Source organism: Actinoplanes sp. OR16 (assembly GCF_004001265.1).
GTDB lineage: Bacteria > Actinomycetota > Actinomycetes > Mycobacteriales > Micromonosporaceae > Actinoplanes.
This window is the reverse complement of sequence record NZ_AP019371.1, coordinates 4,907,546-4,929,470: the sequence shown is the minus strand read 5'-3', so window position 1 is coordinate 4,929,470 and position 21,925 is coordinate 4,907,546. Positions and strand designations below refer to the sequence as shown.

Here is a 21,925-nt window from a genome sequence, read left to right as displayed (position 1 = left end):
AACGACATGCAGGGCCTCCCGTCGACGGGAGGCCCTGCATTCGTGCGATGGCGCCGCAGCGCTACGGCCTGGCGGCGAGGACGGTGTGCACCGAGCCGCCCGCGTACATCGGGGCCTGGTGCGTCCGCACCCGCATGCCGTGCCGGCGCAGGCGGGCGACGACCGTGGCCAGGCGGCCGTCCAGGTCGTGCACCTCGGCCAGGATCCGGCGGATGCGGGGCCAGCACGACTCGTCCAGACCGTCCAGCACGGCCAGCTCGCCGCGCTCGACGTCGATCTTCAGCAAGGCCACCTCGTCGATGTCGCCGCCGCCCAGCACGCCGGTCAGCGTCGTCACCGGGACCGACGTCTGCTGACTGACCGCCTGCAGACTGCGGATCGCCTCACGGGTGGCCGGGTCGGTGCCCGTGTTGGCGAAGAACGCCTCGCGGTTGCCGGCCTCGTCCGCCTCGTCGGCGTACAGGGTGGAATTCGACGACAGGTACGGGTGGAAGACGAACGGCCGGTCGCCCGCGGCCGCGCCCAGGGCGTACCGGACCGCGGTGCCGCCCGGTACGTGGCGGGCGAAGTTCTCGGCCAGGCAGTCGTACGTGCTCGGCGCCGGTTCGAAGCCGATGATCCGCAATCCCGGCCGGCGACCGGCGACGTACACCGATGACAGGCCGGCGTGCGCGCCGACGTCCAGCACCGTGTCGCCGGCGGCCAGTTCACCGGCCGTCACCGCCAGCGGCGAATCGCCGGTGATCTCCGCCCAGAGGCCGAGCAGCTCCGGCCCGCTGGGGCCGACCACCGCGCGGCCGTCCGGCAGCGTCACCTCGGCCATCGTTGTCGTCGTCATACCGCCTCCTCGAGGATGGGGCCGGAAAAGGCGAGTTCGCGGTACGCCCGCGCGAACGCCTCCCGGTAGTGATCGGCAACCGGCGGCGCCCCGGCCGGTGCGGGCTGTGGGGGTGGCGACGCCGCACCGGTGCCACGCGCGCCGACCACCCGGAAGCGCCGCACCCGGTCGGCCTCCGCGGTGATCGGCGCGGCGAAGTCGGCGATCAGCCAGTGCCCGCCGTCCGGAGTGCGGGCCTGCGCGCTCGCGCAGGCGGGCACGGTGACCTGGTAGGTCGTCTCGCCGGTCGGCTCGTCCACCGGCCAGCGCAGCAGCGTCGGATCGTCGCGGTCCGGCATCGGCGGGGTCAGCGGCGGCGACCGGAACAGGTCCACCAGCCGGACCAGCCCGCCGGTGAGCTGGACCGGTTTCGCACAGCCGTAACTCCAGCCGGGGCCGCCCCAGCCGGCCAGCCGGGGTGGTGTCCGCGTCGTCGGCGACAGGCAGCTCCAGATGTGCCCGTACGCCTCGATCGCCGGATAGGTCACCAGCCGCTGCCGGGGCAACGCCCCGCCGGGCCGGCGTTTCGGCTTGTAGACGCACGCGCCTTCGCCGTCGAACCGCCAGCCGTGCAGCGGGCATTCCAGGAGTCCCTTGCGCACGGCGGCCTCGGTGAGGTCCACCCCCCGGTGCGGGCAGAGCGCCTCGGCCACCATCACGCCGGCCGGCCCGCGGTAGACCACCAGCGAGCGCCCGAGCAGGTTGGCCGGGAGCACCCGGTCGCGCAGATCGTCCGCCCGGGCGACCGGGAACCAGGTGTGTTCCAGCAGAGCGATCTCGTCGCTGTCCATGTCACGTCTCCTGACCGGCCGGGTCGATCAGCGCGGCCAGCCCGCGCAGGGTCGGCTGACCGGTCATCTGGCCGAGCGACACCGCGCCGTCCAGCCGGACGAGCAGCCGCACGGCCGCCAGTGAGGTGCCGCCGAGGGCGAAGAAGTCGTCGTCGCGGCCGATCCGGTCCATCGGCAACTGCAGGACGTCCGCCCAGGCCGCGGCCAGTTGCCGCTCGGCGGCCGTGCTCGGCGCCGCGTGGCCGGTCGCCCCGGACTCGCCGACCCGCGCTGCCTCGTCGACCCGCTTGCCGAGGGCGAGCTTGTCCACCTTGCCGTTCTCGGTCAGCGGGAGCCGGGGCAGCAGATGGAACGCGGCCGGCACCATGTAGTCGGGCACGGCTTCGGCCAGCCCGGCCCGCAGCCGCTCGGTCTCGACGCCGGGCTCGGCGACGCAGAACGCCACCAGCCGCCGGTCGCGCTGTGACGTGCCGGCGACGACCACCGCGGCGTCGCGGACCCCGTCGGCGGCCAGCAACCGGTTCTCGATCTCGCCGATCTCGATCCGGAAGCCGCGGATCTTGACCTGCTGGTCGGCCCGCCCGAGATACTCGATGGTCCCCTCCGGCAGCCAGCGGCCGTAGTCGCCGGTGCGGTACATCCGGGTGCCGGGCCGGTACGGATCCGGCACGAAGGCCTTCGCCGTCCGCTCCTCGTCGTTGACGTACCCGCGGCCGACGCTGACGCCGGAGAAGACGATCTCGCCGGGCGAGCCGAGCGGCACCATCCGCAGCCGGTCGTCGAGCAGATACACGTGCACGTTCTGCAGCAGGTGCCCGACCGGCACGAACGGACGCTCCGGTACGCCCCGGAGCACGGCGTGCATCGTGTCGTCCGAGACCTCGGTCGCGCCGTAGGCATTGACCAGGGGAATGGCCGGGTAGTGCGCGAACCAGCGCCGTACCAGGTCGTACTTGAGGGCTTCGCCGGTGACCGAGACCGACCGCAGCCGCGGCAGCTCGCGGGGCGCCCGTTCGACGTGCGCCAGCAGCACGTCGAGATAGGACGGCACGACCTGCACGACGCGGACGTCATGCGCGGTCAGCTCGTCGAGGAACGCGCCGGCGTCGAGCAGCACCTCGGTGTCGACGATGCGGGTGCTGCCGCCGACCAGCAGCGGGGCGAACAGCTGCCAGAAGGAGATGTCGAAGCACTGCGGGGCGATCTGCGCCACCGTGTCCCCGGCGGTCAGCTCCAAATCGGTGACCTTGGCGTACAGATGATTGACCATCCCGGCGTGCTCGATCATGGCGCCCTTGGGCTCGCCGGTGGACCCGGAGGTGAAGTAGATGTACGCCACCTGGTCGTCGCGCACGGCCCCGTCCGGATCCGGGGCCGGGCCGCCGGCCGCACAGGCGTCGGGCACCTGGACGACACGCGGGGTCAGCGGACCGCAGGCGGCGAGCGCGGGGGTCACCCGATGCGTGCTGGCCGGCTCGGTGAGCACGACGCGGCAGTCGCTGCGGCGCAGCTGCCGGCTGATCCGCTCGGCCGGGAACTCCGGGCGCATCGGCAGGTAGACCCCGCCCGCCTTGAGGATGCCGAGGATCGCCGCCACCCACTCCAGGTTGCGTTCCATCACCACGCCGACGACGCCTGCCGTGTCCAGGCCACCGGCGCGCAGCTCGCGGCACACCCGGTTGGCCCGGTCGTTGAGTTCGGCGTACGTCCACCGGCGGTCGCCGTGCGCGGCCGCCAGGTCGTCCGGGCGGCGCTGGACCTGCTCCTGGAAGAGCTGCACGAAGGACCGCCCCGGCATCGGCACCACCGGCCCGGTGAGCAACTCCAGCTGGGCCAGCTCCTCCTCGGGCGACAGCAGGCTGCAGGCGTCGTGTGATGCGCCGGGCCGCTCGGTCAGCAGGGTGAGTGCCCGCACCAGATGGTGCCGGAACCGTTCCACGTACGCGTCGTCGAGCTGCTCGCCGCGGTGCTCGCCGTCGGCGACCAGCCGGTCGCCCTCGCGCGTCCAGGTCAGCGAGAGGACCGGTGACGTGCCGCCGGGCGGCGCTGCCCGCCCGGCGCCCGGATCGGCGACGCCCGCCAGGTCGACTGCGACGTCGGCGGCCGGGCCGTCCGCCGGTGCCGCCCGCAGGCTTTCGGATGCCAGGGCCATCAGGTCGCGCCAGGTGCCGTCGGGCACCGTCACGCGGCACTGCTGCCAGCCACCGGTGCCGGCGCGGCACCGGATCAGCACGTCCCGGTCGCCCTTGACCGTCCGGAAGACCTTGAGGTGGGCCGCCATCAGCACTGCCTCGGACGGCACACCGGCGGCCTCGGCGGTGCTGTCGAGCGCCGCGGTCAGCGTGGCCGGGAGCCGCAGCCGCCAACCTCGGTTGCCGGGTGGGGCACCCGGTTCGCGCCACCGGGGAAACGTCGCGGAGCCGTGCTCGGTCATCTCTCCTCCATCGGTCGGTTGTCGCCTGCCGCGGCTACGGCCAGGTCGTCGGTCTCCGCGCCGCGCGGCAGGTCCGCGGGCAGCGGCTGCTGGGTACGCCGTCCGTAACCGGTGGCCCAGAGCACCGGCGCGGCCATCAACGTGGTCACCACGGCCATCACGACCATGAGCGAGTACATGCCGGTGCCGATCAGGCCCAGCTGCAGGCCCACGCTGAGGATCACCAGCTCGGTGAGGCCGCGCGTGTTCATCAGCGAGGCCAGGGCGGTGGCGGGCCGGGCGGGCAACCCGCTCAGGCGGGCGGCGGCGAAGGCGCCGGCGAACTTGCCGGCGACGGCCACCGTCAGGATCAGCGTCAGGTCGAGCAGCCCGGCGCTGCCGAGAGCACGCAGGTCCACCGCCAGTCCGGCCACCACGAAGAACACCGGCAGCAGCAGGGCGCTGACCGGTTCGATCTGCCGGCGTACGGCCTGGCGGATCTGGTCCTTCGTACCCCGGGGCATGATGACGCCGTAGAGGAAGGCGCCGAAGATGTAGTGCAGGCCCATCCACTCGGTGAGCCCCGCAGACAGCAGCATGCCGGCGACGATGAGCAGCGTGTCGACCCGCGACGCGTCGCGGCCGGCGAGCCGGCGCTGCAGCAGGGGCCGCACCAGGTACATCATGAGCAGCGCGTACGGCACGAGCAGGGCGGCCCGCCAGACGCCGGAGCCGCCCGTCCCGGCCACCGCCACGGTGACGGCGAGCAGGGTCCAGGCGATCACGTCGTCCAGCGCCGCGCAGGTCAACGCGAGGCAGCCCAGCCGTGTCCGGTTCAGGCCGCGGTCGGTGAGGATGCGGGCCAGCACCGGGAACGCGGTGACCGACATGGCCAGCGCGACGAACAGGGCGAAGACCGCCGGATGCGTCACGGCGTGCCGGTCTGCCAGGTGGAACGCCAGCAGCCCGCCGAGCACGAACGGCACCACGATGGACCCGACCGTGACGCTCACCGTCTTGCGCCCGACCGAGGCCACCACCCGGTGGTCCAGCTCGAGTCCGATCAGGAACATGAACAGCACCAGGCCGATCGCGGCCAGGCCGGCCAGGTAGGGCCGCACGTCGCCGGGCAGCAGCGCCGCCGACAGACCCGTTCCCAGCACCGTCGGCCCGAGCAGCACGCCGGCCAGGATCTCGCCGACCACCCGCGGCTGGCCCAGGCGCTGCACGAGCGAGCCGAGCAATCGCGCCGCCGTGATGATGAGCGCCAGGCCGGCCAGGAGCATGGTCGCCTGATGGGCGCTCACCGCTCGGGCTCCGCTGCGAACCGGCTGGCCTCGTAGTCGAGCATCACGCCACCTCCATCGGCATCAGTCACCTGCTGCCGACTCTGGCGGCCATCGCTATCGGCGCCTTTTCCACGGCGCCCGACCCGCACGCGCCGGTCGCCCCGGCGGACGATGGCGGCTCGATAGGACGGCTCTCCGGCTCGGCCGCCTCCGCGGGTGCGCGTGGACGAGGCCCACCCGGTGGGCTCTCACCAACGTCCTTTTCGCCGTGCCGCGCGTCACTTGGACGATCTCTACGCTTGTCGGCTTCACGGGATCAAGCGACTATGGTCGCGACATTTGATCACGGGGGGTTGTTGATCGATGACTGAGATAGCACTGCCGCGGCGTGAGCCGTACCGAACGTGGCCCGGGGCGCTCATCGTCCTGGCGGTGATCATCGCCTATGTGGGCACGCTGGTCGTCATCGACGACGAGACGGCACCGGACCTGGATCCGGTTCCGGCGAACGGGCAGATCCGTGTCGGATCGGATGTCGTGTTCGCCGCCAAGCGGGGCTGGTATGTCGATGTCACCGACGCGACCGAAACGTCGGTCTCGGTGGTCGACGCCGGCGCGGGATTCAACGTGACCGTGTCGGACTGGGACGGCACCCTGGCGGACGAGGTGCGCCGCCAGAAGAGCCTCGATGAGGCGTTCAGCAAGGCGCGCCTGCTGGGCGACGACACCTCGTTCAGCATCCCCGGTGGGCTGGAGGGCACCACCTTCTCCTACCTGATCGATCAGTCGCAGGGTCGTGGCTGGATCTCCGTCGACGAGCAGGCCGACCGGGCGATCGTCGTCTATGGACACGCGCCGATCGAGGTCTTCCAGCAAGCCCTGCCGGACTTCCAGGACATGCTCGACAGCATCCGTACGGAGGCGAAGCCGTGACCGACTCCCGGTATCCGATCGGCGTGGACGGCTTCTACCAGCCCCGCCGCGCAGCGTTCTGGCTCTTCGTGCTCCTGCTGGTCAACGGGATCTTCTCGTTCGCGACCGAGGTGTACGACGGCATCCAGGTCGTGCCGACGACCATCTTCGTGGCACTGCTGGTGTGGAGCCTGTACGCGGCCGTCCCGCTCTGGTTCTTCCACCGCTTCCTTGACCTGTTCACCCAGCATCCGGCACTGGGCTTCGTGCTCGCCTTCGCCTGGGGCGGCTTCGCCGCCACCTACCTCGCCCGCGCCGCGAACCACGCGCTGCTGTCGATCCTGGCCAAGACCGCCGGCACCGACTTCGCCAACGAGTGGGGTGCCGCGATCGCCGGACCCACCACGGAGGAATTGCTGAAGGTCCTCGGCGTCATCCTGCTCGTCCTGATCGCGCGCACCCAGTTCCGCACCCTGCTCGCGGCGGTCAGCATCGGCGCCGTGGTCGGCCTCGGATTCCAGGTCATCGAGGATTTCGACTACACGCTCAACGTCGCGCTCGCCTACCCCGGGCCCCACGAGATCGTTCCGGTCCTCCAGATGCTGCTGGCCCGGGGCCTGGCCAGCGGCCTGTGGAGCCACGCCCTGTTCACCTCGATCACCGCGCTGGGCGTCGGCTACTTCGTCACCCGCCGCAACAAGCCGTTCGCCGTCCGGCTCCTGGTCGCGGTCGGCTGCTTCCTGCTGGGCTATGCCTTCCACTTCTTCTGGAACTCCCCGCTGCTGCCCGCGTCGAGCATCTTCGAACTGCCGCTGCGTGGCCTGCCGCTGCTGCTGCTCGGCGCGCTGCTGTGGCGGCTGGCCGGCAAGGAGGAGGCAAGCCACCTCACCGCGATCGCCGACGCCTACGTCAGCGACGACGTGATCACCGCAGAGGAACGGCGTGCCCTGGCGTCGCTGCGGCTGCGCCGCCAGCTGCGCCGGCAGGCCACGAAGGAACACGGCCGCAAGGCCGGCCGGATGTACCGCGAGCTGCAACATCGGCAACTCACCCTGGTCATGCAATACGGCCAGTACGGGCGCAGCCCACGCACCGAACTCGACGAACTCGACGTACGGATCATGAAAGACCGCTACCGCGAGGTCACCGGCAGCACCACCTCGACGGCTGCTCACGCCGGCGCCACGAACTGACACATCAAGCGCACACACGACTCACACCGCGAGTTCCTCACGCGACGATCGAGGCCGGATCAGTCGTCGTGCTCCTCCAGCCACTTCTTCGCCGCGGGATTCGCCGGCGCGCCGAGCAGGGTCCGGTCGGCAAGGGGGACGTGCGCCGGGGTAGTAGCGGTACAGCAGCCGGATGGCCTCCCCCGGGTCGCCACTGCGCGCGTCGACGCCTCGATATCGTCGCGCCGGCCGAGCTCCTCGTGGGTTCACCGGGAATTCCGGCGCACCTGCGATTACGCACGGTAATGTGACGGTGACATTGAGGGTCGCTGGGGGTGGTGACCGTGAACCCCGGGAGCATCGAGGGACGGCCGGACGAAGGCTCGGCACGCCGGAGCCTGTGGGTCTACGCGATCGCGATCATCGCCGTCACGGTGACCGTGGTGCCGATGGCCGGCACCCGCCTGGCCGTGCACCCGAACCTGATCAACGCCTTCTTCGTCCTCATGGTCGCGGCCGATCTGCTGACCGCCCACCTGCTGATTCAGCAGTTCCTGGCCGGTGGCCGGCTGGCGACACTGGGCCTGGCGTCGGCGTACCTCTACTCGACGCTGATGATGGTCCCCTATGCCGTCACCTTCACCGGGATTCAGCGATCGGGCGGCGACTCGTACTGGGCCGAGGTCTGCGGGCCGTGGCTCTTCCTGCTCATCCTCGGTGGTTTCCCGATCCTGGTCGCGGCACAGCAGCATGTGGTCGCCGCGTTACCGGCACGGGTGGTCGCGTTCACCCGGACCCGGCGGCGAACGACGGCTGCCGTAGCGGCCGCCGCGATGGTCGCCCTGGTCGCCGTGGTGGCGGCCGTCGTCTTCGGCGCGGCGGGCCGGCTGCCCCGGATATATCAGGGCGCCACACCGACTCAGGCCAACCGCTGGGTGGTGACCGCCGTGCTGCTGGCGGCGGCGGTCAGCCTGCTGGTGGTGATCAGGAGTGTGTCCCGCCGGCCACCGGTGGAACAGTGGGTGGTGGTGGCGATCAGCGCGTCCTGCGCGACCGGGATCCTGTTCCTGGCAGCACCACACCGCTACACACTGGGCTACTACACGGCACGGGTCACTCTGCTCATCTCCTCGGGAGTGGTGCTGCTGGCTCTGCTCGCCGAGACCGCCGGGCTCTACCGCAGGCTTTCGGCAGCCCACGACGATCTCGACCGGGCACATCGCGAACTGCGCCGCCGGGCCGACCACCTGGCCGCCGCCAACCGGGATCTGGAGGCGGCCGGAGCCTGGAAGAGCGACATCATCGCCACACTCACCCATGAGATCAACCAGCCCTTGGCAGTGATCTCGGCGTACTCCGAGGAATTGACGCAGGAGTGGGCCACCACCAGCGACGACGAGCGGCGCGCTGCCGTCGGGGCGCTCGGCGCCCGAGTCAATCAACTGCTCGACATGGCCGCGCACCTGCTCGCACTCTGCCGATGCGAGCCCGGCGAGATCCATACCCAGCCCGTCGCCCTGCCGGTCGGGCAGGCGCTGGCCCGGGTCACCGACAACCTGACCAAGCAGGCCCGTGCCCGGGTCAGCGTCGATTCGGTCCCACCCGGCGCGGTGGTGTGGGCCGACCCGGTGCACACCCACGAGGTGCTGACCAACTTCATCACGAACGCGGTGAAGTACAGCCCCGGCGACATCCACGTGTCAGCGGCCCTCGACGGCACCGCCGACCAGGTCCTGTTCGCCGTCACCGACGAGGGCAACGGGGTACCACCCGACTTCGTCGAGCGCCTGTTCGATCGCTTCACCCAGGCCGATCAGACCGGGGCGAGGACCGGCGCGGGTTTCGGGTTGTACCTGTCGAGGCTGCTCGCCGAGGCGAACCACGGCCAGGTCTGGTACGAGGACGCCGTCCCCCACGGCAGCCGGTTCATGCTGAGCCTGCCCGCCGCACCGAGCCGATCCCCGGCGTCACCGGCACCCGAAGTGAAGCCGGCCAGAGCGGATTCCGGCTGAGCGCCGGCCGGCCTCAGACGCGGGTGAAGCCGGCTGCCGCGTACGCCTCCGTCTCGTCCAAGGTCTCGCGCTCCAGCAGCCGCTCGGTCAGCGACTCCAGCTGATCGTGGTGCTCACGCAGCAGGGTGACCGCCGAGACGTAGCACTCCTCGACGATGCGGCGGATCTCCTCGTCGACGGTGTCGAGCAGCTGCTCGGAGACGCCGGTGGCGCGCGGGTCGCCCTCCGGCGGCAGCACCGAGACCGGGCCGACCTTCGCCGACATGCCCCAGCGGCCCACCATGTTGCGGGCCAGGTTCGTGGCCGTCTCCAGGTCGCTCTCCGCGCCGGTCGTCACCAGGCCGAAGACGACCTCTTCGGCGGCCATTCCGCCGAGCGCGCCGATGATGCGCCCGCGCAGGTAGTCCTCGTCGTAGCCGTACCGGTCGGTGTCCGGGGTGGACAGGGTGACGCCGAGCGCCCGGCCGCGCGGGATGATGGTGACCTTACGGACCGGGTCGGCGCCCGGCTGCAGCATGCCGAGCAGGGCGTGGCCGCTTTCGTGGTACGCCGTGCGCCGCTTCTCCGCCTCCGGCATCACCACGTTGCGGGCCGCACCGAGCTGCACCTTCTCCAGGGCGTTCGCCAGATCGAGAGCGGTCACCGTGTCGGCGCCGCGGCGGGCCGCGACCAGCGCTCCCTCGTTCACCAGGTTCGCCAGGTCGGCGCCGGTCATCCCGGGCGTCGTGCGGGAGAGCCGTTCCAGGTTCACGTCGTCGGCCAGCGGGACGTGCCTCGTGTGCACGCGCAGAATCGCGAGGCGGCCGCGCTGGTCGGGAGGCGAGACGGTGATCGTACGATCGAAGCGCCCCGGACGCAGCAGCGCCTGATCCAGGACGTCGGGCCGGTTCGTCGCGGCCATGACGATGACGCCCTCCTCAGCGGTGAAACCGTCCATCTCGGTCAGGATCTGGTTGAGTGTCTGCTCCCGTTCATCGTTGCCGCCGAAGCCGCCGCCGCTGCGGGACCGGCCGATCGCGTCGATCTCGTCGATGAACACGATCGCCGGCGCCACCTTGCGGGCCTCGGTGAACAGGTCACGGACCCGGCTGGCGCCGACACCCACGACGACCTCGATGAACTCGGCCGCGCTAGCCGAGAAGAACGGCACCCCGGCCTCACCCGCGGTGGCCCGGGCCAGCAGAGTCTTGCCGGTGCCGGGTGAGCCGGCGAGCAGCACGCCGCGCGGCGCGCGGGCGCCGATCCGCCGGTACTTCGCCGGGTCCTTGAGGAAGTCGACGATCTCGCTGATCTCGTCCTTGACCTCGTCGATCCCGGCGACGTCGGCGAACGTGGTGCGGACCGTTCCGGGCGCGACGCGGCTCTCCTTGCGCTTGCCCAGCAGGCTGCCGCCGCCGCGCTGGTTCTTGAGCATCCACCAGTAGAAGCCGACCAGCAGCAGGATCGGGCCGAACGAGATGAGCAGGTTGAGCAGCGTGCCGCGCTGCTGGACGACCGGCGTGGCCCGGACGGTCGCGCCACCCGCTTCGAGCTGGGCGAGCAGGTCGTCCTCGGCGAACTCGGGCCGCTCCGTCGTGAACTTCTCGTACGTCTCCCCCTTGCCGCCGCCGGGCAGCGTCACCGCCGTCTTGAGCTGCCCCTCGATCGAGTCGCCGGTCGAGAACACCTCCTTGACGTTGTGCGCCCGCACCTGGGTCTGAAACTCGGTGTACGCCACGGTCGGCGGTTCGTTCGCATGATCCTGAATGGTCAGGACGCCGAAAACGATCGCGTAGCCGATCAGCACGGGCGCCATCCGGCGTACCCACGTCTTAGATCCTCGTTGTTTCACCGGGATGCCCCTTGTCGCGTCCATGTCCGAATCTGCACAACCGCGACCGCCACCGGAAAAGGGGGAGGAACGCTGCCGCCGAGGAGGCGATTACCCGCAGGAGGACCGCGATCGCCGCTCCGGTGACCAGCGACACGAGCTGTATGAGGGGTGAGTCCGCGCTCAGTGGTGTCGTTGCCGATGCTCGGCCAGCACATCGAGGCCGAAATCGTTAGCGGGATCGCGCCACACCGAGTGAGCGTGGTTGGCGTTGCGCTGCGTGTTGTCCCACTCGATCAACAGGCGCGGGCCCTGCACGCGGTAGTAGTGCGGCGCTCCCGGCTCGGTCGAGCCGGCCCAGGCGAAGTGCACGGCGTCGAGGGCGGCGTCGTCGTAACCGGCCAGCGGTGACACGGCGTCCGGCACCCGCCCGAAGTAGGTGCCGAGCAGCGCCCGCAGCAGGTCCCGCTGCTGGTCGTCCATCGCGGCGCCGGCGATCCCTTTCGGCCGGTCGGTGTACTCCAGAGCCTGATGATCGGCGTCCGTGTACGCCGCCGCCGCGTCGATCCGGTCGCTGGCCGCCTGCAGTCTCGCCTGCTCGACCGGGTCGGGGAAACGGTCGTCGCGCCAGATCCCGACCAGGGGGATGACCCGGTCGCCGTCGGAGAGCAGGGTGCGGTTCGCGGTCACGAAGTCGGAGGGCGCTTTCGGTGAGAGGATCGCTTTCCCGGGCAGGGTTCCGATCAGGTCGCGCGCAAGATCCTCGACTCGGCCCAGAGGGCGGCTGACCGCGCCGCCGAGCAACTCCGAGGAGGCCGGGTCGGCCCCCATGAAGCACGGCGTCGTGGAGATCAGCTCCCCGTCGGCCACCAGGTTGTTCAGTGACACGTGGTGACCACCGAACCGCCAGCCCCACAGTCCGTCACCGCCGGGCTCACCGAAGACCCGCAAGTAGTAGAGGCCCGGATCGCGGCCACGCTCCCGGTCGAACCGGGCGGTGAACCCCTCGGTGTGATCGAGGATGTTCTCCAGGCCGATCGTGGTCGCCACCGTGACGTACCCGGCCCGGGACAACCCGGTCGACAGCAGCCGCATCGCCGCCCGCTGCTGTGCCGGCCCCTGCTGATGAAACGTCAGCCCGCCGTGATCGGTCGGCGTGTAGAACCAGCGCCGCCGCTCGTTGTCGCTCGCGTCGCCGGCCGGTGGCATCCCTCGGGCGATCTCCCGCTGCTGGTCGGTGAGCAGCTCCAGCCAGGCCTGCGCGGCCTCGGCCATCGTGGCGGCGACCTGCCGGCGCGGCGAATCTCCCATGAGGTCAATCTAGTACGGCAGGTGGTCTGGATCACGCGGCGACGCCAGCGGGGCGTCGGCGGCGCATCTGGTGCACTTCGCCGGCATCATGGGCGACCTGCTCGGCGCGAACGGCCTGCCGATCAACCGTTTGCGCCGAGCCGCCTGAGGTCCTACGACATCACGGAGATGCAGAACGGGTGGCCGGCCGGGTCGAGCATGACCCGCCAGCGGTCCGGCTGCGGCTGGACGTCCGCCTTCGTCGCGCCGAGCTCGATGACGGCCGCCTCACCGGCGTCCAGGTCGTCGACGCCGAGTTCCAGGTGGGCCTGCTTCGGCACGTCCGGCGAAGGCCAGGTCGGCGGCACGTACTCGTCGACCTTCACGAAGCCGATACTCGGCTCCTTGAGATACACGAACTCCTCGCTCGTGTACGCGAACTCGGTGTCGAACAGCCGGCGATAGAACTCGGCGAGGGCCTGCGGGTCGTCGGTGTCGAGCGAGAACCCGGCGTATCGCGCTACTGCCATGGTCTTTGTCCTTCCTCATGCGGTCGGGTCGTATTCTGCGCCGCCATGAGTGACATCCTGCATCAGTCGTTCCCGGCGAGGTGACCCCTGAGCCCCGCCGTGAGGATTCCCCGCTCGCTGCGAGGAACGAGGTCATCCGCGGAGGAGGATGCCGCCGGGGCCACCCCCCTGCCACTGTCCCCTGCATGTCTGCCCCACCCGTCGAGCAATCCGTCGTCGTCGGCAAGCGCGCGTGGTTCACCGTCCTCGTAGCCGGACTGTTCGTCTGGCTGCTGGCGGCCGGTGTCACCGCGATCACCGACGACGCGATCCTCACGCCGACGCTGTTCCTGGTCGGCAGCTTCCTGATCCCGGTGACGGTGGTGACGTTCGCGCTCGGCCGCCTGGACGACAGCCGCCTGGGTTTCAGCGTCGTCCTCAAAGGATTCCTCATCGCCGGGACGGTGGGTGTCCTCGTCTCCGCGGTCACGGAGATCTACCTGCTGCCGACCGGGTCGGGGCCGGTGGGCAACGCCGCCGGGTTCTTCGGCGTCGGCCTGATCGAGGAGCTCTCCAAGGGCGCCGTGCTCGTCGCGGTCGCCTGGGGACTCCGCGAACGCACCGTGCACGGCGGCATGGTCCTGGGAGCCGTGGTCGGCGCCGGTTTCGCCGCCTTCGAGAGCGCGGGCTACGCATTCTGGACGTACGTCCAGCACACCGACGACCATCCCGAGCTGAACATCCTGCAGGTCGAGCTGTCCCGCGCCATGCTCGCGCCGTTCGGCCACCTGACCTGGACGGCGCTGCTCGGTGGCGCGCTCTTCGCTGCCGCAGCGCCCCGTAACGGCGGCTTCCGCCTCACCGCGCGGGTGTGGTGGACACTGCTCGGGGTCGTCACCCTTCATGGGATCTGGGACGCGTGCTACGGCTGGGCCATCTGGCTCACCCAGGGCCTCACCGGCAACGGGTGGGTGGCGGACTGGCCGGATGACCACTACTGGGAGCTCACGCCGACACGTGAAGAGCTGCTGATCTTCCAAGGGTTCTACAGCACCACCCAGATCGTCCTTTCCGTCATCGGCCTGGTCTGGGTCATCCTCAGCTGGCGACGGGGCAGGCATCGGACGCCGCCACTGCCGTGATCGGCGTGGTCAGCGCAGCAGGGACCGGCCGAGCATGTCGGCGAGCATGCCGGCGAAGGTGTCGTCGTCGGTGGGAGGGGTGGCGAAGGCCGGGCCGTAGGTGATGCGCAGGATGAGGGTGGAGAAGGCCATGTCGAAGGCCGCCCAGACTGCCGCTTCCGGATCGAGGTGGTCGATGTCGCCGCGCACGGTGAGCAGCAGCCCGGTGAACGCTTCGCCGAGTCGGCGGCTGTATCCGGCGCCGCGGCGGTAGACCTCCGGGTGGACGCCGGAGATCAGCACGATCGCTCGCAGGAAGGCGGCGTAGCGCGTGTTGATGCCCACCAGGGCCCGCACCGCCGCGTGGATGAGTTGTTCCGGGCTCAGACCGGCCCAGCGACGCGCGTCGGTGAAGACCTCGTGCTCGGCGAGGAATCGGGCGATGCCGTGCTCGTACGTGGCGAGGAACAGCCCTTCCTTGGTGTTGACCCGGGCGTAGACGGCTCGGGGGACGACCTGCGCGCGTTCGCAGACCGCTGCGATCGTGAAGGCCTCGTAGCCGCCCTCTTCGAGCAGGGTGACGCCCGCGTCCAGGATGCGTTCCCACGCCTCGCGGCTGCGTTGCTGCAGCGGCGGCCGGATCTCCAGCGCGTCGCCCTCGAATGCCATCGGTGCCACCGGCCCATCCTGCCCGATGGCGCGGTGGACCTCGTATTCACGTCTTGACACGGCGATGACCTGGAGCACATCCTTCAGAAACCAAACCGTAGTTCCGACTACGGTTTCGCTCGGTTGTCAGGAGCCCCCATGAGCCCCACCCGCCGTGGACGTGTCGCCGTCATCGGAGCCGGCCCCGCCGGCATGGCCGCCGCCCTCTCCCTCCATCAAGCAGGACATGAGGTGATGCTGCTCGAGCGCTACCCCCAGGCTCGGCCGGCGGGCAACATCCTCAACCTGTGGCCGCCGCCCATCAAGGCGCTCGCCCTCATGGGCGTCGACACGACCGACCTCGGCGCACCCTGCCGCACCGAGTTCCGGTCGCCGGCCGGCAAGGTCCGGGTCCGGGTCAACCTGCCCGACGACGTGGTACGTGACTACGGCGGCGGCTTCATCGGACTGCTGCGCCCCGACCTCTATGAACGGCTGCTCGCCGCCCTGCCACCCGGCGTGCTCCGGGTCAACCGCACGGTGCAGAGCTTCGACCAGGACGAGACCGGGGTGCGGCTGCACCTGGCCGACGGTCACGTCGAGCAGGTCGACGTCCTGGTCGGCGCGGACGGCATCGACTCCCTGGTACGCCGCACCCTGTGGGGCGACTCGCCGAAACGGGAGCACCGGCTGCACATCTTCGGCGGCTACACCTTCGCCGACGTCCCCGGCGCCGACCGCGCGCTGGCGGTGCTCACCCACAGCCGGACCGTGCAGGGCAGCTGGACCTCGATCCGCAGCAAGGGCCGCGACGGCTACCAGTGGTGGATGCTCTGCGCCCACGACCCCGGCCGGCCCGCCCCCAGCGAGCTGCACCCGGCCGCCGCCGCGCTGGCCGACGGATTCCCGGCGCCGCTACCGGATCTCATCGCGGCGACCGATCCCGCGCACGTGCAGCGCTGGGTCCTGCGCGACCGCGAGCCGCTGGCGCAATGGTCGAAGGGCCGCGCCACCCTGGTCGGTGACGCGGCGCATCCCACCAGCCCGTACGCCGCGTACGGCGCGGGCATGGCCACCGAGGACGGCTACTTCCTCGGCCGCCGGCTCGGCGGCGTCGACCTGTCCGACCACCAGGCGGTGCAGGCCGCGCTGCGGGCGTACGAGAATCCGCGCAAGCCGCACACCACCCGGCAGGTGCAGCAGGCGTGGATGCTCGGCAAACTCTTCCACCACGCGCCGGCGCCGCTGCGACCGGTGCGCGACGCGATCCTCGACCACACCCCGCTACTCCAGAAAGTCGTCGGCGAGTCCTCACCCGGCGAGATCGTCGCGCAGATCGCCGCAATCGACGAGGCCGAGGCACAGTTCGCCGCGCGCACCACCTGAGAGGGTCGTGTCGCCGGCAAGGGTGACCGGCCCCGCCCGGTCGCGCCGGACCTGCTGACGCCTATTGCGGGCGGGCCGTCGTGACGGATTCCGACTGCCCGCTGCGATCGTGGGCCGACGGAACCGGGACGAAGCAGCGTCCGGACGCCACGCGCTGCTCGTGCAGCTCGTGGGCCCGCCGCAGCAGGTCCATCAGATCCCGCTCGGAGCGGATCACGGCACGGTGCTTCTCCGGCAGCTTCCGGATGTGGTCCTCCTCCACGAGGAGGCGGTGGTAGATCTCGTCGCAGTACGCCGGGTCGGTCTCGACGTCGAGGTACTCGGTGGCGTGCCGCCGGGCCGCGCGCACGTACGTCTGCGCCCGGCCGCGCGGGCTCAGCAGCGAGAACAGCACCGTCACCAGCAGGATGCCGACGATCAGCGACAGCGACAGGCCGGTGGAGATCTCGGCGGCGTCGATGTGCTGGCCGTTGTTGATGAACGGCACGTTGTTCTCGTGCAGGGCGTGCAGGATCAGCTTGACCCCGATCAGCGCGAGGATCGCGGCGAGACCGTAGGACAGGTAGACCAGCCGGTCCAGCAGGCCGTCGATCAGGAAGTAGAGCTGCCGCAGGCCGAGCAGCGAGAACGCGGTCGCGGTGAAGACCAGGTAGGTGTTCTGGGTGAGGCCGAAGATCGCCGGGATCGAATCGAGGGCGAACAGGATGTCGGTGCCGCCGATCGCGACCATGACGAGCAGCATCGGCGTCAGCATCCGGCGGCCGTCGACGTGGGTGACGAGCTTGTCGCCGTCGTACTCCTCCGAGGTGCGCAGGACCCGCCGCGCCACCCGGATGACGATGTTGTTCGGCGGCCGGTCGTCGTCGTGCTGCTCCCGCAGCAGATTGCCCGCGGTGATCAGCAGGATCAGGCCGAACAGGTAGAACACCCACGCGAACGAGTTGATCAGCGCAGCGCCCAGGAAGATGAAACCGGTCCGTACGATCAGCGAGAACGTGATCCCGAACAGCAGCACCTTCTGCTGGTCGGCGCGGGGCACCTTGAAACTGCCGAGCAGCAGCAGGAACACGAACAGGTTGTCGACCGACAGCGCCTTCTCGGTGACATAACCGGCGAAGTACTCGGCGCCGGCCGTGCCACCGCCGAACGCGAGCACCCCGAACCCGAACGCCACGGCGATGCCGATGTAGACCGCCGACCAGCGCGCGGCCTCGCCCAGTGACGGGACGTGCGTGCGGCGTACGTGGAAGAAGTAGTCGAACAGCAGCAGGCCGACGATCCCTATTACTGTCAGCAGCCAGACGCCACCGGACACGCTCATGCGCAGTTCCTCGAAAGCCGTTGGACGGTCGGAAAACATAGCGCGGCGCCGGAGGCCGGCACGCGCAGGAAGGCGGTGCCGAGCGGGTAGCCGCCGGCACCGGTCGCCAGCCAGGCCAGACGGTTTCCGGGCGAGCTTCCGGCCGGATCGGCGAGCGGCGTGATGCGTACGATCATGGGATTGATTGTGCCGACATGATCTCGTCAGCGAAGATCGGTGTCGGTAGGCTCGCTGTCCGGCCTCTCCGACGGCGTCCTGCTCGCCGAGCCGCGGCGCCACGGCAGGGAACCCTCCAACTCGATCTCCAGCGAGAAGCTGAGGAACGTCCGGACCAGCACGAGGACACCGAGGGTCAGGGTGCTCTGCAGGGTGCGCTCGACCGTGATGGTCAGGACGATGTCGGCGATGATCAGGATCTCGAGGCCCAGCAGGATGACCCGGCCGACGTCCTGCCGGGCTCGCTTGTAGGCGGCCCGCGGGTCCCCGCCACGCAGCGACACCGCCGCCGACACGAGCGCCACCAGCGAGCCGACCGTCAGGATGGCCGCACCGGTGACCTCGAACCCGGTGACCACCCACTCCATGACGTCATCAAACCGCACCCCGAAACCGCCCGTCCTTCGATCCCCGGCCACGATGGCCTCGATATCGAAGGGTCGCGGCCGTGCAGGGACTGCTCTCCCGTCCGACCGCTACCCACCGATCGGAAGCCTAGAGGCCGCGCCGTCCCGCTCGTGCAGGCCGCCTCACGACACCGATCGTTGCTGCGCCCTGGCGAGCGGCGACAGCTGCACCGTCCACGTCCGGGCTGTGCCGACGCTGGCCATGGCACGGCAGAGCAACTCGCAGCCCATCTGCGGGCTGCCCTCGGCGAAGCCCCGGTTGATGAGGCTGACCGCCCTCGGGTGATCGCCTGCTTCGAGCGCGTCGTCGAGGCCCGCGGTCAGGACCGCGGCGAGGGCGGCGTGGAAACTGGCGGCCCCTCGCTCGCGCAGGTTCCGGGTGGGTTTCTCCGGCGCCGGCGGGATGAACGCCGGCGGGGTGGGCATCAGTGTCACGTGATTCTCCGGAATTTCGGTACTGGCGGCGTCCAGGCGGTGGGCGTCTGAGCAGAAATTGTTCATCTCCACCCTACCTCGCAATCGGCGCGCGACGGTGATCCAAATTCTGTGCTACGGTTGCCTCGTTGCAGTTTTGATTTCCATAGACGTTTTCGGCGCCTGCTGGGTCTCAGATAACCCGGCCAGGCGCTTTTTCGTTTTCGTGTCGCTCTGACGCGGGTGATCAACGCGGCGGCGTGCGGTCCGCACGGTGCGGATCGCTAACGGCCTGCGAAGGAGCAGATCATGACTACTGGAACCGTGAAGTGGTTCAACGGCGACAAGGGTTTCGGTTTCATCGCCCAGGACGGCGGCGGCGCCGACGTCTTCGCCCATTTCTCAGCGATCTCGGCGAGCGGTTTCCGCAGCCTGGACGAGAACCAGCGGGTGGAATTCGACATCACCCAGGGCCAGAAGGGCCCGCAGGCGGAGAACATCCGCACGATCTGATTCGGATTTCCGGAACGGCGGCCTGACTGGTTCAGCGGGCCGCCGTTTCGGCGTGCATTGACCGTGACCGTTTCCGGTCGAATGGATTGGATCACGGGCGGCCGGGAACTTGCGAGGCATGACGCTCACCCGCGCCCCCGGCTCCACGAGCCGCCACGCCCACCGTCTCGTGCGCATCGACAGGTCACTGCCGCCTGCCACCCGGCACCCGGTGCGCACCGTGGTGATCGGCGGCGGGATCGCGGGAATGACGTCGGCGCTGCTGCTCGCGGAACGCGGCGTCGCGGTGACGCTGCTGGAACGCGGCGAGCGGCTCGGCGGCCGGCTCGCGGCGTGGCCGAGACGGCTCGCGGACGGTTCGGCCGCGATGGTGGGGCACGGATTCCACGCCTTCTTCCGGCAGTACTACAACTGGCGCGCCGTCCTGCGCCGGATCGACCCCTCGCTGGCGTTCCTGCGCCCGGCCGAGCGCTATCCCGTGGTGTCGCGGGCCTGGCCGGAGGAGGACTTCGGCGGGTTGCCGAGAAGGCCACCGTGGAGCCTGCTCGCGCTGATCGCCCGCTCCCCCAGCCTGAGGCTGCGCGAGATGCGCGACGTCGACGGCCCGGCGGCCACGGCGCTGCTGCGATACTCGCGGACGCGGACCTACCGGGACTTCGACACGATGCCGGCGGCGGACTTCCTGGACCGGCTCGCCATGCCGGAGCAGGCCCGGGCGCTGCTGTTCGACGTGTTCGCGCACTCGTTCTTCAACCCGGCGGCCGAGATGTCGGCAGCAGAGATGATCATGCAATTCCACTTCTACTTCCTGCGCAACGCCGAAGGGCTGGCCTTCGACGCGCCGGACGACGACTACCAGACCTCGATCTGGGCGCCGCTGTGCGCGCGGCTGCAGGCGCTGGGCGCCGACATCCGCACCGGCGCCGCCGTCGACCGGATCGAACCGGGCTGGACCGTCACCGGCGCCGACGGCTCGCAGATCCGCGCCGACCACGTCGTCCTGGCCACCGACCCGGAGTCGGCCCGCGCCATCGTCGCCGCCTCGCCCGCCCTGGCCGGGTCGGCGCCGGGTCTGGTCAAGAACATCGAGACGGTACGGACCACTTCCCCGTACGCGGTCAGCCGGATCTGGACCGACCGTGACGTCACCGCGGACCGTGCCGTGTTCAGCAGCGTCGCCCGTGAACCGCTGCTGGACTCGGTCAGCCTGTTCCACCGCGTCGAACGAGGCTCGGCCGCCTGGTCACGGCGCACCGGCGGCGCCGTGGTGGAACTGCACGCCTACGCCGCCGGCCACGGCATCGACCCGGCGGACGCCGCCCGTGACATGTGGGCGCAGCTCACCGGCATCTGGCCGGAGACGCGGGGTCTGCGGATCGTCGACAGCGACACCCGGATCGGCTACGACGCGCCGGCGTTCGGCGTCGGCAGCGACGCCACCCGGCCGGGTGTGACCACCGACGCCGACGGGTTGTTCCTGGCCGGGGACTGGGTCCGCATGCCGTTCCCGTGCGCGCTGATGGAACGTTCCGCCGCCTCGGCCGCGACGGCCGCCAACGCGATCCTGCGCCGCCACGGCGTACGCCCGGTGCAGGTCTACTCGGTTCCGCCGCGCGGCCTGCTGGCCGGCCGCTGAGGAGGCGGTATCCGCCGTACTGGTCTACCGTCAACACCAGAGTGCGTGCCCTGTCGCCCTTCACTCGCTGCCCCAGTCCCTGGTAGCGCCTTCTTCAGCACGTGGCGCCGTCCAGGGAGTAGCTGATGAGTCAGCAGAGCAGTAACGATCGAGATGACGCGTACCCGGCCCGGGTCTGGGATCTGGTCAGCGCCAACGGCCCGGACCTGGCCACGCTGTGCCGTCTGGGCGGGGCCCTGATGCCGGGCATCAACGGCATCGGGTTGTCGGCGGGCCCACCGACAACCCGCCAGGGGGGCATGACGGACGCGCGGATCCGGTTCAGCAGCGATCAGACCAGCGCCCGGATCGAGTCGGCGCAGGAGTCGCTGCGCGACGGTCCCTGCCATGAGGCCGCCGCCACCCGCCGGCCCGTCCACGCCGCCGACCTGAGGGACGCGGCGTGGCGCGAACACTGGCCACGATTCACCCCCGCGGCACTGGCCGCCGGGGTACGCGCGGTGTTCGCGCTGCCCCTGCACGCCGGCGGCATCCGCCACGCCGGAGCAGTGGACGTCTACCGGCGGACACCGGGCCCGCTGCACGACACCGACCGCAACGCCGCGACGGCGTTGACGGCGGCGGCCACCGAACTGCTCAACCTGGAGCGGCTCGGCGTGGACTGGTCCAGCACCTTCGCCCAGGCCCGGTTCGACGACACGATCCTGGCGATGGCCGCGGGCACACCGGTCTCCACGGTCTCCGGCCGGACCGGCGAGCCGCTCACCGCGCTGCCGCTGGCCGGCTGGTTCGACCACCACACGCTGCCCCAGCTGCGCCGGCGACTGCACAGCACCGGCATCGCCTACGGCCTGCCCGGCGAGCACGCCGCCCGGTTCACGCTGGCCGTGCACGAGGCGATGGTGAACGTGGTGCAGCACGGTGGCGGGTTCGGTCAACTGCTGAGCTGGCACCGCGGCGATCATCTCTGGTGCGAGATCAGTGACCACGGTCCCGGCATCGGCACGGCTCTGCGTGCCGCCGGCGGTGCTGACGCCCGTCCGCGAACCGGTTCCCGCAGGCGGCGCCCCAGCGGCCTCGAACTGATCCAGCAGGCCTGCACCAGCTTGGAGATCACCACCGACTCCACCGGCACCCGGATCCATCTCGGCTACCGGTTCCGCCGCCGGGTGTCCTGACCCGGCAATG

General features: G+C 70.5%; 20 protein-coding genes. 8 read left to right on the top strand and 12 right to left on the bottom strand.

Going from position 1 to position 21,925, the window contains the following annotated elements; translation table 11 throughout:
• Positions 1 to 61: 61 nt before the first annotated feature.
• The 4 genes from EP757_RS42880 to EP757_RS22600 are packed head-to-tail and all read right to left on the bottom strand — an operon-like array spanning position 62 to position 5,388.
• A complete protein-coding gene (locus EP757_RS42880; protein WP_160165848.1) occupies positions 62 to 838 on the bottom strand; it encodes an FkbM family methyltransferase in 777 nt (258 codons plus the stop codon).
• Positions 835 to 1,668 (bottom strand): Rieske 2Fe-2S domain-containing protein, encoded by an 834-nt coding sequence (locus EP757_RS22610; protein WP_127549070.1) that lies wholly within the window; start codon positions 1,666 to 1,668, stop codon positions 835 to 837. Before EP757_RS22610 ends, EP757_RS42880 begins: the two co-directional genes overlap by 4 nt.
• A 1-nt stretch (position 1,669) precedes the next feature.
• Positions 1,670 to 4,102, bottom strand: coding sequence for a non-ribosomal peptide synthetase (locus tag EP757_RS22605; RefSeq protein WP_127549068.1), 2,433 nt, complete (start codon positions 4,100 to 4,102; stop codon positions 1,670 to 1,672).
• Positions 4,099 to 5,388: a cation:proton antiporter gene (locus EP757_RS22600; protein ID WP_127549066.1), complete on the bottom strand. Its 1,290-nt coding sequence runs from the start codon at positions 5,386 to 5,388 to the stop codon at positions 4,099 to 4,101. The genes EP757_RS22605 and EP757_RS22600 overlap by 4 nt, the downstream gene beginning before the upstream one ends.
• Before the next feature lie 345 nt (positions 5,389 to 5,733).
• Between EP757_RS22600 and EP757_RS42875 the strand changes: the two genes are divergently transcribed.
• The 3 genes from EP757_RS42875 (at position 5,734) to EP757_RS22590 (ending at position 9,466) form a co-directional block, all read left to right on the top strand.
• On the top strand, positions 5,734 to 6,303 hold the full coding sequence (locus EP757_RS42875; RefSeq protein ID WP_160165847.1) for a hypothetical protein: 570 nt from the start codon (positions 5,734 to 5,736) through the stop codon (positions 6,301 to 6,303).
• Positions 6,300 to 7,475, top strand: coding sequence for a PrsW family intramembrane metalloprotease (locus EP757_RS22595; protein WP_160165846.1), 1,176 nt, complete (start codon positions 6,300 to 6,302; stop codon positions 7,473 to 7,475). The genes EP757_RS42875 and EP757_RS22595 overlap by 4 nt, the downstream gene beginning before the upstream one ends.
• A 323-nt stretch (positions 7,476 to 7,798) precedes the next feature.
• Positions 7,799 to 9,466 carry an ATP-binding protein gene (locus EP757_RS22590; RefSeq protein ID WP_127549062.1) on the top strand — a complete coding sequence of 556 codons (1,668 nt, stop codon included), beginning with the start codon at positions 7,799 to 7,801 and terminating at the stop codon, positions 9,464 to 9,466.
• A gap of 13 nt (positions 9,467 to 9,479) precedes the next feature.
• On the opposite strand, the gene ftsH is transcribed toward EP757_RS22590, so the two are convergent.
• The 3 genes from ftsH to EP757_RS22575 all read right to left on the bottom strand — a co-directional run bounded on the left by ftsH (position 9,480) and on the right by EP757_RS22575 (position 13,096).
• Positions 9,480 to 11,261 (bottom strand): ATP-dependent zinc metalloprotease FtsH, encoded by a 1,782-nt coding sequence (ftsH, locus tag EP757_RS22585; RefSeq protein ID WP_232049947.1) that lies wholly within the window; start codon positions 11,259 to 11,261, stop codon positions 9,480 to 9,482.
• 198 nt (positions 11,262 to 11,459) lie between these two features.
• A complete protein-coding gene (locus tag EP757_RS22580; RefSeq protein WP_127549058.1) occupies positions 11,460 to 12,587 on the bottom strand; it encodes a DUF3500 domain-containing protein in 1,128 nt (375 codons plus the stop codon).
• A 152-nt stretch (positions 12,588 to 12,739) separates the two neighbouring features.
• Positions 12,740 to 13,096 carry a VOC family protein gene (locus EP757_RS22575; RefSeq protein ID WP_127549057.1) on the bottom strand — a complete coding sequence of 119 codons (357 nt, stop codon included), beginning with the start codon at positions 13,094 to 13,096 and terminating at the stop codon, positions 12,740 to 12,742.
• Positions 13,097 to 13,281: 185 nt separating this feature from the next.
• Between EP757_RS22575 and EP757_RS22570 the strand changes: the two genes are divergently transcribed.
• On the top strand, positions 13,282 to 14,217 hold the full coding sequence (locus EP757_RS22570; RefSeq protein ID WP_127549055.1) for a PrsW family glutamic-type intramembrane protease: 936 nt from the start codon (positions 13,282 to 13,284) through the stop codon (positions 14,215 to 14,217).
• Positions 14,218 to 14,226: 9 nt separating this feature from the next.
• Here EP757_RS22570 and EP757_RS22565 read toward each other — a convergent pair whose 3' ends face one another.
• Entirely contained in the window at positions 14,227 to 14,865 is a 639-nt protein-coding gene (locus tag EP757_RS22565) for a TetR/AcrR family transcriptional regulator (RefSeq protein ID WP_127554391.1), read from the bottom strand.
• A 138-nt stretch (positions 14,866 to 15,003) separates the two neighbouring features.
• Between EP757_RS22565 and EP757_RS22560 the strand changes: the two genes are divergently transcribed.
• Positions 15,004 to 16,230: an NAD(P)/FAD-dependent oxidoreductase gene (locus EP757_RS22560; protein ID WP_127549053.1), complete on the top strand. Its 1,227-nt coding sequence runs from the start codon at positions 15,004 to 15,006 to the stop codon at positions 16,228 to 16,230.
• A 61-nt stretch (positions 16,231 to 16,291) separates the two neighbouring features.
• Here the strand turns inward: EP757_RS22560 and EP757_RS22555 are convergent, their stop codons facing one another.
• The 4 genes from EP757_RS22555 to EP757_RS22540 all read right to left on the bottom strand — a co-directional run bounded on the left by EP757_RS22555 (position 16,292) and on the right by EP757_RS22540 (position 18,609).
• Positions 16,292 to 17,551, bottom strand: a complete 1,260-nt coding sequence (locus tag EP757_RS22555; protein WP_127549051.1) for a TerC family protein — start codon at positions 17,549 to 17,551, stop codon at positions 16,292 to 16,294.
• A complete protein-coding gene (locus tag EP757_RS22550; protein ID WP_127549049.1) occupies positions 17,548 to 17,727 on the bottom strand; it encodes a hypothetical protein in 180 nt (59 codons plus the stop codon). The genes EP757_RS22555 and EP757_RS22550 overlap by 4 nt, the downstream gene beginning before the upstream one ends.
• Before the next feature lie 27 nt (positions 17,728 to 17,754).
• Complete coding sequence (locus EP757_RS22545; protein ID WP_127549047.1) at positions 17,755 to 18,135, bottom strand: DUF1622 domain-containing protein; 381 nt, start codon at positions 18,133 to 18,135, stop codon at positions 17,755 to 17,757.
• A gap of 162 nt (positions 18,136 to 18,297) precedes the next feature.
• Positions 18,298 to 18,609: a hypothetical protein gene (locus tag EP757_RS22540; protein WP_127549045.1), complete on the bottom strand. Its 312-nt coding sequence runs from the start codon at positions 18,607 to 18,609 to the stop codon at positions 18,298 to 18,300.
• Positions 18,610 to 18,897: 288 nt separating this feature from the next.
• Here EP757_RS22540 and EP757_RS22535 point away from each other — a divergent pair, with 288 nt between their 5' ends.
• The 3 genes from EP757_RS22535 (at position 18,898) to EP757_RS22525 (ending at position 21,915) form a co-directional block, all read left to right on the top strand.
• A complete protein-coding gene (locus tag EP757_RS22535) occupies positions 18,898 to 19,101 on the top strand; it encodes a cold-shock protein (RefSeq protein ID WP_127549044.1) in 204 nt (67 codons plus the stop codon).
• 118 nt (positions 19,102 to 19,219) lie between these two features.
• Positions 19,220 to 20,737: an FAD-dependent oxidoreductase gene (locus EP757_RS22530; protein ID WP_127549042.1), complete on the top strand. Its 1,518-nt coding sequence runs from the start codon at positions 19,220 to 19,222 to the stop codon at positions 20,735 to 20,737.
• Between the two features lie 125 nt (positions 20,738 to 20,862).
• Positions 20,863 to 21,915: an ATP-binding protein gene (locus tag EP757_RS22525; RefSeq protein ID WP_127549040.1), complete on the top strand. Its 1,053-nt coding sequence runs from the start codon at positions 20,863 to 20,865 to the stop codon at positions 21,913 to 21,915.
• Positions 21,916 to 21,925 lie beyond the last annotated feature (10 nt).

Coding starts and splice junctions, on each gene's coding strand:
- EP757_RS42880 (WP_160165848.1), bottom strand. CDS start 838: ATGACGACGACAACGATGGCCGAGGTGACGCTGCCGGACGGCCGCGCG.
- EP757_RS22610 (WP_127549070.1), bottom strand. CDS start 1,668: ATGGACAGCGACGAGATCGCTCTGCTGGAACACACCTGGTTCCCGGTC.
- EP757_RS22605 (WP_127549068.1), bottom strand. CDS start 4,102: ATGACCGAGCACGGCTCCGCGACGTTTCCCCGGTGGCGCGAACCGGGT.
- EP757_RS42875 (WP_160165847.1), top strand. CDS start 5,734: ATGACTGAGATAGCACTGCCGCGGCGTGAGCCGTACCGAACGTGGCCC.
- ftsH (WP_232049947.1), bottom strand. CDS start 11,261: ATGGCGCCCGTGCTGATCGGCTACGCGATCGTTTTCGGCGTCCTGACC.
- EP757_RS22580 (WP_127549058.1), bottom strand. CDS start 12,587: ATGGGAGATTCGCCGCGCCGGCAGGTCGCCGCCACGATGGCCGAGGCC.
- EP757_RS22575 (WP_127549057.1), bottom strand. CDS start 13,096: ATGGCAGTAGCGCGATACGCCGGGTTCTCGCTCGACACCGACGACCCG.
- EP757_RS22570 (WP_127549055.1), top strand. CDS start 13,282: ATGTCTGCCCCACCCGTCGAGCAATCCGTCGTCGTCGGCAAGCGCGCG.
- EP757_RS22565 (WP_127554391.1), bottom strand. CDS start 14,865: ATGGCATTCGAGGGCGACGCGCTGGAGATCCGGCCGCCGCTGCAGCAA.
- EP757_RS22560 (WP_127549053.1), top strand. CDS start 15,004: ATGAGCCCCACCCGCCGTGGACGTGTCGCCGTCATCGGAGCCGGCCCC.
- EP757_RS22555 (WP_127549051.1), bottom strand. CDS start 17,551: ATGAGCGTGTCCGGTGGCGTCTGGCTGCTGACAGTAATAGGGATCGTC.
- EP757_RS22550 (WP_127549049.1), bottom strand. CDS start 17,727: ATGATCGTACGCATCACGCCGCTCGCCGATCCGGCCGGAAGCTCGCCC.
- EP757_RS22545 (WP_127549047.1), bottom strand. CDS start 18,135: ATGGAGTGGGTGGTCACCGGGTTCGAGGTCACCGGTGCGGCCATCCTG.
- EP757_RS22535 (WP_127549044.1), top strand. CDS start 18,898: ATGACTACTGGAACCGTGAAGTGGTTCAACGGCGACAAGGGTTTCGGT.
- EP757_RS22530 (WP_127549042.1), top strand. CDS start 19,220: ATGACGCTCACCCGCGCCCCCGGCTCCACGAGCCGCCACGCCCACCGT.
- EP757_RS22525 (WP_127549040.1), top strand. CDS start 20,863: ATGAGTCAGCAGAGCAGTAACGATCGAGATGACGCGTACCCGGCCCGG.